General features: G+C 63.3%; 11 protein-coding genes and 1 pseudogene. 6 read left to right on the plus strand and 6 right to left on the minus strand.

Going from position 1 to position 16,230, the window contains the following annotated elements; translation table 11 throughout:
• The first annotated feature begins 41 nt into the window (after window positions 1-41).
• The gene (locus tag ACYHH6_RS25255; RefSeq protein ID WP_352588023.1) at window positions 42-1,208 is read left to right on the plus strand and encodes an isobutyryl-CoA dehydrogenase; all 1,167 of its coding nucleotides are present in this window, start codon (window positions 42-44) and stop codon (window positions 1,206-1,208) included.
• Between the two features lie 25 nt (window positions 1,209-1,233).
• Window positions 1,234-2,118: a 3-hydroxyisobutyrate dehydrogenase gene (gene mmsB, locus ACYHH6_RS25260; protein ID WP_352588021.1), complete on the plus strand. Its 885-nt coding sequence runs from the start codon at window positions 1,234-1,236 to the stop codon at window positions 2,116-2,118.
• 284 nt (window positions 2,119-2,402) lie between these two features.
• Here the strand turns inward: mmsB and ACYHH6_RS25265 are convergent, their stop codons facing one another.
• The 5 genes and pseudogenes from ACYHH6_RS25265 to ACYHH6_RS25285 form a co-directional block, all read right to left on the minus strand.
• A complete protein-coding gene (locus ACYHH6_RS25265; RefSeq protein WP_488500480.1) occupies window positions 2,403-3,044 on the minus strand; it encodes a cytochrome c oxidase assembly factor Coa1 family protein in 642 nt (213 codons plus the stop codon).
• A gap of 115 nt (window positions 3,045-3,159) precedes the next feature.
• Window positions 3,160-3,525, minus strand: a complete 366-nt coding sequence (locus tag ACYHH6_RS25270) for a hypothetical protein (protein WP_352588016.1) — start codon at window positions 3,523-3,525, stop codon at window positions 3,160-3,162.
• A 125-nt stretch (window positions 3,526-3,650) separates the two neighbouring features.
• A complete protein-coding gene (locus tag ACYHH6_RS25275; RefSeq protein WP_352588013.1) occupies window positions 3,651-5,030 on the minus strand; it encodes an aspartate aminotransferase family protein in 1,380 nt (459 codons plus the stop codon).
• A 252-nt stretch (window positions 5,031-5,282) separates the two neighbouring features.
• Complete coding sequence (locus ACYHH6_RS25280) at window positions 5,283-7,352, minus strand: prolyl oligopeptidase family serine peptidase (RefSeq protein WP_352588011.1); 2,070 nt, start codon at window positions 7,350-7,352, stop codon at window positions 5,283-5,285.
• 123 nt (window positions 7,353-7,475) lie between these two features.
• Window positions 7,476-7,965 (minus strand): annotated as a pseudogene (locus ACYHH6_RS25285) (hypothetical protein).
• A 244-nt stretch (window positions 7,966-8,209) separates the two neighbouring features.
• Between ACYHH6_RS25285 and ACYHH6_RS25290 the strand changes: the two are divergent.
• The 4 genes from ACYHH6_RS25290 to ACYHH6_RS25305 all read left to right on the plus strand — a co-directional run bounded on the left by ACYHH6_RS25290 (window position 8,210) and on the right by ACYHH6_RS25305 (window position 15,418).
• A complete protein-coding gene (locus ACYHH6_RS25290) occupies window positions 8,210-9,787 on the plus strand; it encodes a trimethylamine methyltransferase family protein (protein WP_352588008.1) in 1,578 nt (525 codons plus the stop codon).
• 75 nt (window positions 9,788-9,862) lie between these two features.
• A complete protein-coding gene (locus ACYHH6_RS25295) occupies window positions 9,863-12,433 on the plus strand; it encodes a GcvT family protein (protein WP_352588005.1) in 2,571 nt (856 codons plus the stop codon).
• A gap of 43 nt (window positions 12,434-12,476) precedes the next feature.
• Window positions 12,477-14,054, plus strand: a complete 1,578-nt coding sequence (locus ACYHH6_RS25300) for an ArnT family glycosyltransferase (RefSeq protein WP_352588002.1) — start codon at window positions 12,477-12,479, stop codon at window positions 14,052-14,054.
• 56 nt (window positions 14,055-14,110) lie between these two features.
• The gene (locus ACYHH6_RS25305; protein ID WP_352588222.1) at window positions 14,111-15,418 is read left to right on the plus strand and encodes a M24 family metallopeptidase; all 1,308 of its coding nucleotides are present in this window, start codon (window positions 14,111-14,113) and stop codon (window positions 15,416-15,418) included.
• Here the strand turns inward: ACYHH6_RS25305 and ACYHH6_RS25310 are convergent.
• Window positions 15,383-16,210, minus strand: coding sequence for a phosphate/phosphite/phosphonate ABC transporter substrate-binding protein (locus tag ACYHH6_RS25310; protein ID WP_352587999.1), 828 nt, complete (start codon window positions 16,208-16,210; stop codon window positions 15,383-15,385). The genes ACYHH6_RS25305 and ACYHH6_RS25310 overlap by 36 nt on opposite strands.
• Between the last annotated feature and the right edge of the window lie 20 nt (window positions 16,211-16,230).

The following is a 16,230-nucleotide window of genomic DNA, read 5'->3' on the forward strand; positions in this document are numbered from 1 at the left end:
GCAAGCCAACCCCCAGCAAGGGGAAACACAGGGAGCACGCCATGGACGCCGCGGTCGATGCGAGCACCAGCCAGTTCGAACTCAACGAGGAGCAGCGCGCCATCCAGGAGATGGCGCAGGCCTTCGCCGCCGATCGCGTCGCGCCCAATGCACTCGAATGGGACCGGGCAAAACACTTTCCCGCCGATGTGATCCGCGAGACCGGCCCGCTTGGCCTCGGCGGCATCTATGTCAGGGACGATGTCGGCGGTTCGGCGCTCGGCCGGCTCGACGCCGTGCTGATCTTCGAGGCTCTGGCGCACGCCGATCCGGCGTTTTCCTCCTTCATCTCCATCCACAACATGGCGGCCTCGATGATCGACCGCTTCGGCAGCGACGAGCAGCGCCAGCGCTTCCTGCCGAAGCTGACCTCGATGGAATGGCTGGCAAGTTATTGCTTGACCGAGCCCGGCTCGGGTTCCGACGCGGCGGCGCTGAAAACGCGCGCGGTGAAGAGCGGCGACGACTATGTGCTGAACGGCGCCAAGCAGTTCATTTCAGGCGCCGGCGACAGCGACCTCTATGTCGTGATGGCGCGCACCGGCGCCGACGGTCCCAAGGGTATTTCCACCTTCGTCATGCCCAAGGATGCGCCCGGCCTTTCCTTCGGCGCCAATGAGCACAAGATGGGCTGGCACATGCAGTCGACCCGCCAGGTCATTTTTGAAGACTGCAAGGTGCCGGCGGCAGACCTGCTGTCCGGCGAAGGCGCCGGTTTCGGCATTGCCATGGCCGGGCTCGACGGCGGCCGCCTCAACATTGCCGCCTGCTCGCTCGGCGGCGCGCAGTCGGCGCTCGACAAGGCGCTGGCCTATACCGCCGAGCGCAAGGCCTTCGGCTCAAAGATCAACCAGTTCCAGGCGTTGCAGTTCAGGCTGGCCGACATGGAGACCGAGCTGCAGGCGGCCCGCATTTTCCTCTACGCCGCCGCCTCGAGACTCGACCGCAAGGCGCCGGATGCCGGCAAATGGTCGGCCATGGCCAAGCGCTTCGTCACCGATATCGGCTTCAACGTCGCGAACGAGGCGCTGCAGCTGCATGGCGGCTACGGCTATCTGCACGATTACGGCATCGAAAAGCTGGTGCGCGACCTGCGCGTGCACCAGATCCTCGAAGGCACCAACGAGATCATGCGCGTCATCATCGCGCGTGCGTTGATCGGCCGCTGAAGCCAGCAATACCGGGAGAGAGATAATGACGACGATCGCCTTCATCGGCCTCGGCAATATGGGCAATCCAATGGCCGCCAATCTGGTCAAGGCGGGGCATGTTGTGAACGGCTTCGACCTGATGCCGGAGAATCTTGCGGTAGCGCGCGAGCATGGTGTCACCGTCATGGCCAATGCTGTTGCCGCGGTGAAAGACGCCGATGTCGTCATCACCATGTTGCCGGCCGGCAAGCATGTGCTCTCGGTTTACGAGGACATCGCGCCCAAGGCCAAGCAAGGCGCGCTGTTCATCGATTCCTCGACCATCGACGTCGAATCAGCCCGCAAGGCCCATGCCGCTGCAAAGAAGCACGGTCTGCATTCGATCGATGCCCCCGTCTCCGGCGGCACCGGCGGAGCTGCCGCGGGCACCCTCACCTTCATGGCCGGCGGGTCGACCGAAGCTTTTGCTGCCGCTGAACCGATCCTGAAACCGATGGCCGGCCGCATTGTCCATTGCGGCGACGACGGTGCCGGCCAGGCGGCAAAAATCTGCAACAACATGATGCTCGGCATTTCGATGATCGGCGTTGCCGAGGCCTTCGTGCTGGCCGAAAAACTGGGCCTCTCGCATCAGGCGCTGTTCGACGTCGCCTCGACCTCGTCGGGCCAGTGCTGGTCGCTGACCACCTACTGCCCGGTGCCCGGCCCGGTGCCGGCATCGCCGGCCAACAGGGATTACAAGCCGGGCTTTGCCGCGGCACTCATGCTGAAGGACCTGAAACTGTCGCAGGAGGCTGCCCAAAGTGCCGGCGCGGTGACGCCGATGGGGGCCGAAGCAGCCCAGCTTTATGCGCTGTTCAACGCGCAGGGAAATGGCGGCGCCGATTTTTCCGGGATCATAAATTTCCTGCGCGGCAATTCTCTATAAGTTTCGAATTTTGCAGCGTTTTTATCGATTTTTCTCGTATTGGAAAAATTGCAAATTTAGATTTGCTTAAGCTCTCGATAACCCGACGGTAACGATGTGCCTATACAACGGATGGCGAGGCGGACATATCGCATCCGCCCGGCGCTCCGGATCAGGTCTCGCGTACCGGAGCCCGTAAGTTTCGCAAGTGTTTTGTTGGCGAAACGCCATGCGTATCTGGCAAAGCCGCGTTCCCGATGGGGCGCGGTTTTTGCGTTTCTAGGAACTATTGCTGCGTCGTCCGATTATATTTTGGTTGCCGCACCTGGACTGCCGATGTGATCCTCGTCAACCAGCACGATTGGCGCCCCTCCGGCCATGACGACAAGCAGGCGCAGGTTCCATTTTCCCGCGCTGCGCACGGCATGCGACATCACCCAGCCCCATCCATAGCTGCCATGGACGGGAACGCTGAGCTGGGCGTCGCCCGAGCCGTCTCCGACGACCTGGACGCTGCCGACCACCCAATAGCCGGCGTCAATATCTTCACCCAGCGCGGCCTTGACGCGGTCATCGGCGCGCACCGTCTCCATGGTCAGCCGGTAGGCGTCGCTGTTCTTCATCATGCGAGGAACGACGAGGGCCACGGCGGCGATACTGACAAGCGAGACCGCGAACAGGCTGAGCCCGGCAATCGCCCAGTTGCGTTGCACCCTGCGAAAATGCTCGGCATCGCGCCAGGACACATTCTGCCACGCCCAGCGGCTGCCCTTGGCGCCCAGCACGAAGAGCATGACGATGTTGACCAGAGGGACGAACATCAGCAGCGCGATGAACGTGTTGTTGGCGATGCCCCAAATCCAGTTGAGGAAAAACGCGCCCCAGTTCCAACGGTCGAGTTCGGGCGGAATTTCAGCGGGCTGGTTGAGCGGTTGTACGGCCATCATGTCCCCCCATCGGCCATATGCCGCATGGGAGTCTAGCGTAGGCGCAATAAAACCGGAAACCGGTTTTCGCCGCCACCAGATCGGACAGAAGATGTCATCGGGCGCGAAGCCTCAATCAGTCCTTTGACGAAAGGCGACGAAAATTCGCCTTCACCGCGCGGCTGGCAGGCTTCAGCGCCGCACTGATCGACCGTTCCACGGCTATGCCATTGAACAGCGACGGCGTGCGGCCGGAAAAAACCTCCGGCCAGAAGCGCGCCGCCGATTGGAACAGCGCCATTTGCGCGGCAAATGCACCTTCGGCAACAGCCGTGGCTTTCTCATTGATGGCGCGTGCAGTCTCGGAGCCAAGGCCTCTGCCGTTTTGTGCGTCGGCTGCCATCAGAGGCAGGCGCATGGCCATCACCAATGGCGCCAGCATCAGGTCGGCTCTTATGGCGCCCGCTCCTCGCGTGCGCAGTGTCTTCGTGATCTTTTTCATGAACCCCTCAACTGCAGCCGATCCTGCCGGCTGAGAACACTACGCGTGACGGCGGCTATCGTTCCCTGACATCACGAAGTTGCCAGGGGCGCCCTGATCGCAGCGCGCCCCTGCGATCGATTCGCCTATTTCTTGCGCAAATCCGCCAGCGCCAGATCGAGCGCCCTGGCGATGCGTTCGCAAGCCATGTCGATCGTCTCGCGTGTCCAGATCAGCGGCGGCGACAGGATCATTGTGTCGCCGGTGGCGCGCAGCATCATGCCTTGCGCGATGGCGTGGTCACGGACGGTAACGGCGGCACTGCCCGCCGGCAGGAAGCGTTCCTTGGTCGCTCTGTTCTTGACGATCTCGATCGCCCCCATCAGCCCGATCGAACGCACCTCGCCGACCAGCTCGTGGCCGGCAATGCGCTCCTGCAGCGCCTGGGCGAAGTAAGGTCCGGTGTCGTTCTTGACGCGGTCGACCAGACCTTCCCGCTCCATGATTTCCAGGTTCTTCAGCGCCACCGCGCAGGCCACCGGGTGACCCGAATAGGTATAGCCGTGATAGAACTCGCCGCCCTTTTCGACCAGTGTCGCTGCGATGCGGTCGCCGACCAGCAGTGCCGAAAGCGGCTGGTACCCCGACGTCAGCGCCTTGGCCGTGGTGATGGTGTCGGGCTCGATGCCGAAGGTCTGCGCGGCGAACCATTCGCCGGTGCGGCCATAGCCGGTGATGACCTCGTCCAGCATCAGCAGCACATCGTATTTGCGGCAGATGCGCTGCACTTCCGGCCAGTAGCTCATCGGTGGGATTTTTACCCCACCTGCTCCCATCACCGGTTCGCCAATGAACGCGGCAACCTTGTCGGCGCCGGCTTCGAGGATGGCGTCCTCGACCGCCTTGGCGGCGCGAAGGCCGAAATCATGGTCGCTTTCGCCAGGCAGAGCCAGCTCATAGGCATAGGGCATCATCACATGGACGATGTTGGGAACGGCCCCACCGAGCTGCTTGTGCATCAGGTCCATGCCGCCCAGCGAGGTGCCGGCGATTGTCGAGCCGTGATAGCCCATCTTGCGCGAGATGATGCGGTTCTTCTCCGGCTTGCCCTCCAGCGCCCAGTAGTGGCGCACGAGCCGCAGCGCCGTGTCGTTGGCCTCCGAGCCAGAGGAGCCGTAGAATACCTGGGCGACGCCCTTGGGCGCCAGTTCGGCCAGCTTCTTCGACAACAGCACCGGCGTCGGCGTCGAGCATTTGAAGAAGGAGTTGTAGTAGGGCAATTCCTTCATCTGCGCGTAAGCAGCGTCGGCCAGCTCGTCACGGCCATAGCCGACATTGACGCACCACAGCCCGGCCATGCCGTCGAGGATTTCCGTACCCTCGGCATCGTAGATGAACGGACCGTTGGCATGGGTGATGATGCGCGAGCCGGCCTCTCGCAATTCCTTGTGGTCGGTGAACGGATGCAGATGATGCGCGGCGTCGATCTGCTGAAGCTGCTTCAGCGAATAATTCTGATAGGTCATGTCTGGGTCTTTCCTCTGAAATCATTCCGGCGATGCCGGGGCGAATTCGTCAGAGGACGGCAGGTGGTGAATAACCGATGCGGGCGCACAGCCGCAAAAGCTCGGCGCGCAGCGTGCGCGGCGACGGCGTCACCGCGACCCGAAATACGCGAGCCCCAAAGGCGCTAACCAAGATCCTGACGAGAGCCATGGCCGCACCTTAGAGCAAAGGCTGGTCGAGGTGAACCACCCTTTGCTTGGCCCACGAGGGGTCTAGGCCTTGGCGGACAACGCCCTTTGCAGGAAGACATATTTCATCGCCGTTTGTGCAGCCTGTGGCCGGCGGTCGCCGCGCCCGCCATGGCCGCCCTCGGTCTCCTCGAAGAACAAAGTCCTGTCGTGCCCAGCTTCCTGAAGCCGCGCCGCCATCTTGCGAGCATGGCCGGGATGGACGCGGTCGTCGGCGGTCGACGTCGTCAACAGCACCGGCGGATAGGCGGCATCGCCTGAGACATGCTGGTATGGTGAATAGGCGCCCAGCCACCTGGCCTCTTCCGGTTTCGACGGATCGCCATATTCGCCCATCCACGAGGCACCGGGCGGCAGGTCGGTGTAGCGCAGCATGTCGAGCAGCGGCACCTCGATGATAACGGCGCCGAACAGTTCGGGGTGCTGCGTCAGCGAAACACCGGTGAGCAAGCCGCCATTCGAACCGCCCTGGATGCCGAGCGAGCCGGCCGTGGCGATGCCGCGTTTGACGACATCCTTAGCCACCGCGGCGAAATCGTCGAAGGCAGTCTGGCGATTGCCCTTCAGTGCCGCCTGGTGCCAGGCCGGTCCGAACTCGCCGCCGCCGCGGATGCAGGCCTGCACATAGGCATTGCCCTTTTCCAGCCACAGCCTGCCGCGCACGCCGGCATAGCCTGGCAGCAGCGGCACTTCGAAGCCGCCATAGCCGTAAAGCAGCGTCGGTACCGGACCCTTCTGGTCGCGGCGCCTGACGACGAAATACGGGATCATGGTACCGTCCTTCGACCGCGCCTCGAACTGTTCGGAAATCAGCGGCGAGGCATCGAAACGCGCCGGCTGCGACTTCACGGTGGTCAGCGTCTCACCATCGTCGTCCGACCAGATGATCGAGCTCGGCGTCAGGAAATCGGTGAAGGAGAAGGAAACGCTGGAGCCGAAATGCTCGGCGTGTGCGATGCCGACATTGCCGTTTTCGGGCAGCGCGACCGGCTTGAGCGACCAGCCTTCCCTACTGCGCTCGGCGACGATGACCTTGCCGCGCACATTGTCCATCAGGTTGATGAACAGCCGGTCCTGCGTGCGGGCAATGCCTGCGATGGACACGCGGTGCGCCGGCGCAAGCATGGTTTCGATAGGTCCCAAATCGCCGGTGTCGATCCAGCGTTCGAAATCCAGGGAATAGAGCCCGTCAGGTTGGCACTCGGTACCGTCAGGCGCCGTCCACGGGCTGCGCACGCTGAACACAAACCGACCCTTGAACAGTGCCGTATCGGTGACATCGTCCGGCAGCGGAATGCGCCGGTTTTCGCCCGATGGCAGGCGCAGGAAACTGTGCGAGGAGAAGAAGGCGATCGCGCGGGCCAGAAACAGATACTGCCTATCGCCGTCATATTCGACCCCGACGCCGGCCGCGAGATCCTGCTTCTCCGCCTCGAAGGTCGGCGTCGCGTCTTCCAGGCGGGTGCCGCGCTTCCACAGCTTGACGACGCGCGGATAGCCGGACTGGGTTTTGTCCTCTTCCTCGATGGCGGCCGAGACAAGGACGGTATCCTTGTCCAGCCAGGAAAAACCGGATTTGGAGGCGGGAGCCCGGAAGCCGCCCTCGACGAAGGATTTGGCTTCAATGTCGAATTCGCGCATCTCGCTGGCATCGCCGCCATCCGGCGACATCGCCACCAGGCATAGATTGAAGTCGGGATAGAGCCGGCTGGCGCCGCTGAACACCCACTTCACGCCCTCCTTGGCCGACAGCACGTCGAAGTCGATGATCGTCTCCCAATCCGGCTTTTCGGTCTTGTAGGAGACGACCGTCGTGCGGCGCCAGAGGCCGAGCACATTGGTCTTGTCCTGCCAGAAATTATAGACATGGCCGTTGAGCGCGGCACCCACCGCGATGTTGTCTTCGGCCGTCATCAGGTCGAGCGCTGTCTCGAACGCCGGCTGATAGGACGGATCGCCCTGCAGTTCGCCGACCGTGACCTCGTTCTGGCGATGCACCCAGTCGAGCGATTGCTTGCTGGTCCGATCTTCCAGCCAGAGGAAATTATCCTCGGCGGCGGTCTCGGTCTGGCGTTTTGTCGTCGATTGGGTCACGCATGGTCTCCAAGCTATTGGCGGGCGGCCCTGCCTACATCGCGTCCCAGGCGGTTTTATTCAAGATGGTGACGTCGGGTCATCGAGACTGATTGGGTTAGCCCCTGCTCCAGACAACCCCCGTCAGGCGTTTTGGCGCTTGAAGGATCGGTAGAGCGCGAAGCTCACCAGCAGTGCGTCGAGGCCGGCGATGACCACCGGCAGGCCGAGCGGACCGATGAATTGCATCAGCGCGCCGGCGCCGGGCGGGCCGACAATGCCGTCAGCGCCCCACATCAAGGCGAAGGCGGCGTTGCCGGCGACCAGCACCGTTCCCTTGAAGCGGCTGCCGAGTTCGACCAGCGCCATGGTGTAGACGCCGTAGCCGACCGCGCCCATCGAACAGCCGCACCGCGGCCGGCACGAAGGACGCCGACAGGATAAGGCCGACCGGCATCATCGCCGCCGAAAGGCCGATCAGCGCCGGCGACATGCCTTGCCGCTGCATCAAGAGCGTAAACAGCGGGTAGCTCAAGCCTTGCGCAGCACCAAACATGGCAAGCGCCGCGGTGACACCGGCAAGCGCTGCCCATTGCGTCCCCGCTTCGCCATCGCTCGAACCGGTCGCGGCCATGCTGCTTTCCAAGTGAACTGCCGGACCATTCAGCGGCAAACCATGAGCTAGCGGTTCGAATTCGCGAAAGGAAGGGCCGCCGCCGAAATCCCCTTGCGCCAAGGGCCAGTGGACGCGTCCTATCTGTCGCAAACTGCCGTTCCGGTATGTCGCTTCCCTCGTCCTAGTGGTCGCCGCCTCCGCAATGGCCGGACAGCGGCCGGTCCATTATGCCGCCCGCTACCCGCATCGTACGAGGACCATCATGACCGCCGCCCTGCACCCAGCCGAACCGCCTTTGGCAACCGATCGCGCTCGTCGCGGCGGCCGTGCGGGCAAGCGCGCCGGCGGCTCGGCCGCCTTCGAACAGCCGGCTTTCCGGCAATTGAGAAACCCGCTGACGCCGACCAAGCTGGTCTCCGACGACGAGCTGGAATCGATCCACCTCGCCTCGCTGCGCGTCTTGAGGGAAATCGGCGTCGACGTGCTGCATGACGAAGCCCGTCGCATCATGAAGGAACATGGCGCCGACGTGACCGCGGGCAGCGAGCGCGTGCGCTTCGACAGTGACATGATCCTCGATCTCATCTCGAACTGCCCGTCGGAATTCACGCTGCATGCCCGCAACCCGGCGCACGATGTCCGCTTCGGCGGCAACAATGTGATCCTGTCGATGATGGCCTCGGCGCCGAACTGCTCCGACCTCGATCGAGGCCGCCGCCCGGGCAACCAGCAGGACTACCGCAACTTCCTGCGCCTGGCGCAGATGCACAACATCCTGAACTGCACCGGCGGCTATCCGGTCGAGCCGACCGACATCCACCCGTCGGTGCGCCACCTCGAATGCATCCGCGACCTCGCCACGCTGACCGACAAGGTGTTCCACATCTATTCGCTCGGCAAGGAACGCAATGTCGACGGCATCGAGATCACCCGCATCGCGCGCGGCATCAGCCATGAGCAGATGCTGGAAGAGCCGTCCGTCTTCACCATCATCAACACCAATTCGCCGCTCAAGCTCGACGTGCCGATGATGGAAGGCATCATCCAGATGTCGAGCAAGGGCCAGGTCGTCGTCGTCACGCCCTTCACGCTGTCGGGCGCGATGGCGCCGGTCACCATCGCCGGCGCGCTGGTGCAGCAGAATGCCGAGGCACTGTCCGGCATCGCCTTCGCCCAGATGGTGCGCAAGGGCGCGCCGGTCGGCTATGGCGGCTTCACCTCCAATGTCGACATGAAGTCCGGTTCACCGGCCTTCGGCACACCCGAATACATGAAGGCGCAGCTGGTCGGCGGCCAGCTTGCCCGCCGCTACAAGATCCCCTACCGCACCTCCAACACCTGCGCCGCCAACACGGTCGACGCGCAGGCCGCCTACGAAAGCGTGTTTTCGCTGTGGGGCGCCATCCAGGGCGGCGGCAATCTGATGATGCACGGCGCCGGCTGGCTCGAAGGCGGCCTGCGCTGCTCCTACGAAAAAACCATTCTCGATATCGACCTGTTGCAGATGGTGGCGGAGTTCCTGACCCCGCTCGACCTCTCCGAAGAGGCGCTCGGCTTCGACGCCATCCAGTCTGTCGGCCCCGGCGGCCATTTCTTCGGCACCCAGCACACGCAAGACCGCTACAAGAACGCCTTCTACTCGCCCATCCTCTCCGACTGGCGCAATTTCGAAACCTGGGCGGAAGCCGGCTCGCCGACCGCACTGGAAAAGGCCAACAAAGTCTGGAAGGAACGGCTGGCGTCCTACGAAGAACCCTATATGGACCCGGCGATCCGCGAAGAGCTCAACGACTTCGTCGAAAAGCGCCGCTCCGAAGGCGGCGCGCCAACCGATTTCTGATCGCCACACCGCGTGGCGTATGTCACGCCGCTGACCAACACCTGATTCAATTTACGCAAAAACGGATCTACCTGTATGAAATCTCACGTCAAAGCAGTTGTCATTGGCGGCGGCGTCGTCGGCTGCTCGGTTCTCTACCATTTGGCCAAGGCCGGCTGGACCGACATCATGCTGATCGAGCGTTCGGAGCTGACCTCCGGCTCGTCCTGGCATGCGGCGGGCGGCTTCCACACGCTGAACGGTGACCCGAACGTCGCCAAGCTGCAGGCCTACACAGTCCAGCTGTATAAGGAGATCGAGGAGATCTCCGGCCAGTCTTGCTCGCTGCATTTGACCGGCGGCGTGATGATGGCCGATACGCCCGAGCGCATGGATTTTCTGCGCTTGGCCCATGCCAAGGGCCGCTATCTCGGCATGGACACCGAACTGATCACCCCGTCCGAAGCCAAGGCGATGTTCCCGCTGATGGACGAGACGAATTTCGTCGGCGCCATGTGGGATCCGGTCGAAGGCCATCTCGACCCCTCCGGCACCACCATCGCCTATTCCAAGGCGGCCAAGAAACTCGGCGCCGAGATCGTGCTGCGCAACCGCGTTGTTGATCTGACGCAGCAACCCGACGGCACCTGGAACGTCGTCACCGAGCAGGGCACGGTGCATGCCGAGCATGTCGTCAATTGCGGCGGGCTGTGGGCGCGCGAGATCGGCCGCATGGTCGGCGTCGAACTGCCGGTGCTGGCGATGGAGCATATGTACCTGCTCACCGAGCCGATGCCGGAGGTCGAGGAATTCAACAAGTCGACCGGCCGCGAGATGATCGGCGTGCTCGACTTCAAGGGCGAGATCTACACCCGCCAGGAGCGCAACGGTATCCTGCTCGGCACCTATGAAAAGGCCTGCAAGCCGTGGTCGCCGGTCAACACGCCGTGGGATTTCGGCCACGAACTGCTGCCGCCGGATCTCGACCGCATCGCGCCATCGCTCGAAATCGGCTTCAAGCATTTCCCCGGCATCGAGAAGGCCGGCATCAAGCAGATCATCAACGGCCCCTTCACCTTCGCGCTCGACGGCAACCCGCTGGTCGGACCGGTGCAGGGCCTGACCAATTTCTGGTGCGCCTGCGCCGTCATGGCCGGCTTCAGCCAGGGCGGCGGCGTCGGCCTCGCACTGTCCAACTGGATGGTGCATGGCGATCCCGGCTTCGACGTCTGGGGCATGGATGTCGCCCGCTTCGGCGAGTGGGCCGGCCTGCGCTACACCAACGCCAAGGTGCGCGAAAACTATTCGCGCCGCTTCTCCATTCGCTTCCCCAATGAGGAATTGCCGGCGGCTCGCCCGGCGCAGACGACGCCGCTCTACGACACCATGCTCGCCAACAACGCCGTCATGGGCGATAGCTGGGGTCTCGAAACGCCGCTGTGGTTCGCGCCGAAGGGCAAGGTGCCGAAGGACATCGTCTCCTTCCACCGTTCCAACGATTTCGGCCCGATCGGCGAGGAGGTGCGCGCCACGCGTGAGAAGGTCGGCGTCACCGAAATCGCCAACTTCGCCAAATACGAAGTGTCGGGGCCTGCGGCGGAGGATTTCCTCAACCGGCTGATGACCAACCGCATGCCGAAGATCGGCCGCATCGTGCTGACGCCGATGATCAACGAGTTCGGCAAGCTGATCGGCGACTTCACCATCGCCAAGGCCGGTGAAGACCGCTTCATGATCTGGGGTTCGTCCGCCGCGCAGAAATACCATATGCGCTGGTTCGAAAAGCATTTGCCGAAGGACGGTTCGGTGCGCATCCACCGCTTCGACCAGACGCTGGTCGGTCTCTCGATCGCCGGTCCAAAATCGCGCGACCTCTTGCAGAAGCTGGTCGATGTCGACATCTCGACCAAGGCCTTCCGCTTCATGGATTTCCGCGAGATGGCGGTCGGCGGCGCGCCTTGCATGGTCAACCGCATCACCTATACCGGCGATCTCGGCTACGAGATCTGGATGGCGCCGGCCTATCAGCGTCTGGTCTACAAGGCCATCAAGGACGCCGGCGAGGAGTTCGGCCTGGTCGATTTCGGTATGCGCGCTTTGCTCTCCATGCGCCTGGAAAAGAACTTCCCGACCTGGTTCCGCGAGCTGCGCCCGATCTACGGGCCGTTCGAAGGCTCGATGGACCGCTTCATCAAGCTCGAGAAGAACGACTTCATCGGCCGCGAGGCCGCCGCCAAGGAACAGGCGGAAGGGCCGAAGCTGCGCCGCGTCTCGTTCATCGTCGATGCGACCGATGCGGATGTGATGGGCGACGAGCCGATCTGGGCCAAGGTCAGCAAGGACTACGGCACGGTTGAAAAGCCGCATGGTTACGGCGCGCCGCGCTTCGACACAGCGGGCAAGGAAGTCCGCGGCTCGAAAGCGGCGGAAGGGGCTTCGGCCGTGCGCGGCATCGTCGATGGCGACTGGCGGGTGGTCGGCTGGGTCACCTCGGGCGGCTATGCGCATTCTGTGCAGAAATCGATGGCGCAAGGCTATGTGCCGGCTGCGCTTGCCGAGGACGAAAGTGCTGGCCTGTTCGAGATCGAGATCCTCGGCCATCGGCGTTCCGCCCGCATCAATGTCGAGGCGCCCTTCGACCCCAGCGGCGAGAAGATGCGGACCTAAAAAGGCGACAGCGTGTGTGAGATCGTGTAAGGGGCCATCGGCGGTGGCCGCAGGCTTTTCCCTCGATGAGAAGACGATCCCCTTGCAGTATCTAGAGAAATGGACGGACTGGCTGTGCGAAGGCAAGGTCGGTCCCTTCAACGCCGCGCTGGTCTGTCTCGCGGTCTATTGCCTTGTCCAGATCGTGGTGATGGCGCTGTTGTCCCACATCGTTGGAACCGGCGTCGGCGTCGACGATTCCGAACAGCTGATGTACATGCATTACCTCTGGGCCGGCTATGGCGGCTCGCAGCCGCCTCTCTATACGTGGCTTGCCCGCCTCGTCGCCGGCGTGGTCGGGACGAATATACTTGCGCTCAAGATCGTGAAGTATCTTCTGATCGGCGTGGCGCTGGCGTCGGCTTTCATCGCTGTCCGCCGTCTCGGCTATTCCAGCCGGGCCGGCGCCGCCGCCATGCTCGGCCTGTTGTTGTTTCCGCAGATGGTGTGGGAGATGCAGCATGCCCTCACCCACTCGATTGCCGCCTTCTGTTCTTCAGTGGTGCTGTTTCTTGCGCTCGTCGAACTTGTGCAACGCCGATCGCTCTTAGCTTATGTGCTTTTCGGTGTGGCTATCGCTGCCGCGATCCTGTCGAAATACAACAATGTGATTTTCCTCGCCGCGCTGATCCTGTCGACGCTTTCGCTGCGCGAAATACGCAGCGTCGTGCTGAATCGCCAGTTTTTGATCAGTGTCGCGGTGGCTGTGGTGCTTTGCCTGCCGACACTCTACTGGAGCCTGACGCATACCGACCAACTGCTGTCGCATAGCGGCGGTTTCTTCGGCGCGGCCAGGGAAAGCGGGGTGTTACAGACCGCATTCGACGGAATAAGCGGACTGGGCAGGGCGATCCTGTTTTTCGCCCTGCTGCCGGTCGGTATATTCGCAGTGGCTTTCCTCATCGCATGGAAGAGGCCCGCGCCGACCCCGCAACCGGCCCCCTGGACCGAAAGACTGGTGTGGCGCACCATCGCCTTTGCCCTTGCCATCACCATCGTGCTCGTCCTGGCGAGCGGCGCGACGGAATTTCGCGATCGCTGGATGCTCCCCATCCTTGTCTTGCTGCCTGTCGCACTCGCCCTTCGCATGGACGCCAGGGGCGACAAGGGTAGGAAAGTGCAGGACATCATCGTCTTTGTCGGCGCGACGCTCGCCATCCTGGTGCTGCCGGTGACTTGGTACGCGCACCTCAATGGCGGCGACAGCCGCGGCAGCATCGTGCGCGTCGACTACAATTCGCTCTACAGCCAGTTGACGGCAAACGGACCGATCCGCACCACCGTGTCGAGCTGGCACTGGTTGGGAAATCTGCGCCTGGTCGACCCCGATCTCGTCGTCCTCGATGGAGAATTGCCGGACTTCGGCCAATTGCTGAAAGAGCCGGCGGTGTTCGTCACGGCAGACGACAGGGTGGGGGTCGAAACTATCCTCAAATTGCTGGATCAGGCCGGCTACGCAGCGGATGGCCCGCCGCAGCAGCTGGCCGTGCCCATGCTGTTCGGCAGCGACCCGCCCACCCGCACTGTAACCGTCACGCGCCTGAAGAAGGTGGCGGCCGCGGCAGGCGCGGCGCCACAATAGCATCGGCAGGGAGGCCTCGGGTGGAGAAGCAAGGGTTCGGTCGTCACCGCAAGATCATGCCGTTCGAGCCGGGCTCGGTCGAGGCTTTGCGCGACGCCTCGCGCCAGAAGGCGGCTTCGCTCAACCAGCACGTGCTGGGCTATGGCGCGCTGGCTGAGTCCGAATGGCAAGCGGCAGGCATCGCAGCACCCGACCTGCCCGCGATGCGTAAATACCGCCTCGAGCGCATCCGCGCTGAGCTGAAGCGCCGCGGCTATGCCGGCGCCCTGCTCTACGACCCCGTCAACATCCGCTACGCCACCGATTCGACCAACATGCAGCTGTGGGTGGCGCACAATCCGACCCGCCACTGCTTCGTCGCCACTGAGGGACCGGTGGTGCTGTTCGACTATTTCTCCTGCGAGCATCTCTCCGACCATTCCGGCGTCGTCGACGAGGTGCGACCGGCAGTGTCGTGGATGTATCTCTACGGCGGCGAGTTGACCGAACAGAAGGTCCGCCGCTGGGCCGCCGGCATCGCCGATCTGGTCAGGGAACATGGCGGCGGCAACAGCCGCATCGCCGTCGACCACATCAATCCGGAAGGCGTCGAGGAACTCGCTCGGCTTGGTATTGCCATCGGCAATGGCGAAGCGGTGATGGAAAACGCGCGGCTGATCAAGTCGCCCGACGAGATCCTCGCCATGCGCCGCGCCATCGTCGCGTGCGAGGCGGCGATGGGCGAGATGGAGAAGGCGCTGAAGCCGGGCATTTCCGAAAACGAACTCTGGGCCGAGCTGCATCGCGGCAACATTGCGCGCGGCGGCGAATGGATCGAAACCCGGCTGCTCGCGTCGGGGCCGCGCACCAATCCATGGTTCCAGGAATGCTCGTCACGCGTCATCGAAGCAGGTGACCTCGTCGCCTTCGACACCGATCTGATCGGCCCCTACGGCTTCTGCGCCGATCTCTCACGCACCTTCCTTTGCGGCGACGAAAGGCCGTCGAACGAGCAGCGTGACCTCTTCCGCATCGCGGCCGACCAGATCGCCCACAACACGCAACTGATGCAGCCCGGCATCTCCTTCCGTGACCTGGTCGAACGCTCCGTGGTGCCTCCGGGAGATTGCTTCCCGACCCGATACGGCGTGCTCTATCACGGCGTTGGTCTGGCCGACGAATATCCGACCCTGCCGCATGCCAGCGACTGGACGCCGGGCACGCCCGACGGCGTGCTGGAGCCGGGCATGGTGCTGTGCGTGGAAAGCTATATCGGCAGGCTTGGCGGCCATGAGGGTGTCAAGATCGAGGAGCAGATCCTGATCACCGCGACCGGCAACGAGCAGCTTTCAACCTACCCGTTGGATGCGAGGCTGCTCGGCTAGACCGGCCAGGGCTTCGCGCAGCGCCCTGACTGTTTTTTTCGGCGTCATCCTGGCAGTGATGTATGGCAAACCTTTGCGCCGCGCCGTCCAGCCGACAACAGCGACCTTGCGTGCCGCTGACTCGAAACGCTGCGCCAGCGCCCAGCTCTCACAATCGATCGCGGCGATATCCGCCCTGCCCTCGGCAACCGCGACGATCGAACCGCGATGGCCGCCACTCTCGCTGCGCGACGAAAAGATATCGAGACTTTCGCCGGCCGCTTGCAGGTCTCGCATCAGCGCAATGACGCCCGACATCGAATCGAGACTGTTGAAGGTGAAGCGCTTGCCACGCATGAGATCGAGCGGCAGCAAGGCTTTGCCGTCCGCAGGCGACCGAACCTGTGGCCCCTCGCCCGTCCGCATCACCAGCGCGCTCGAATAGAGTTCGCCCTGACCGCCCTCGTAAGCGTCGTAGCTCGGCTGCCCGACCACCTGCACCTGCCTGGATAGGCCCAGCTCCATCGGCCCCCAGCAGGTCTGCGCGAACAGCAGCGCCGGATGCAGCCAGAGCTGGTGATAGTCGAGTTCGTTCGGCGGCAGCGTTACCGGATCGGGCGCGATCAGTCTGCCCTCGGCGTCGTGGATGCCGCCCGGCACCTGCGGCAGGTCGCCATTGCGGCGCACGATAGCCTGCGGCGCATCGATGCCTTTTTGCCTGAAAGCCTCGCGCAACCCGGCCCATTGCGCGTCGACCTCGTCGCGCAATTCGGGCCAGTCATACATCGGCAAAGCCGCAACCAAGTCACTCATGCCGACACTCAATCATCATG

The sequence above is a fragment of the Mesorhizobium sp. P171375 genome (assembly GCF_057786075.1).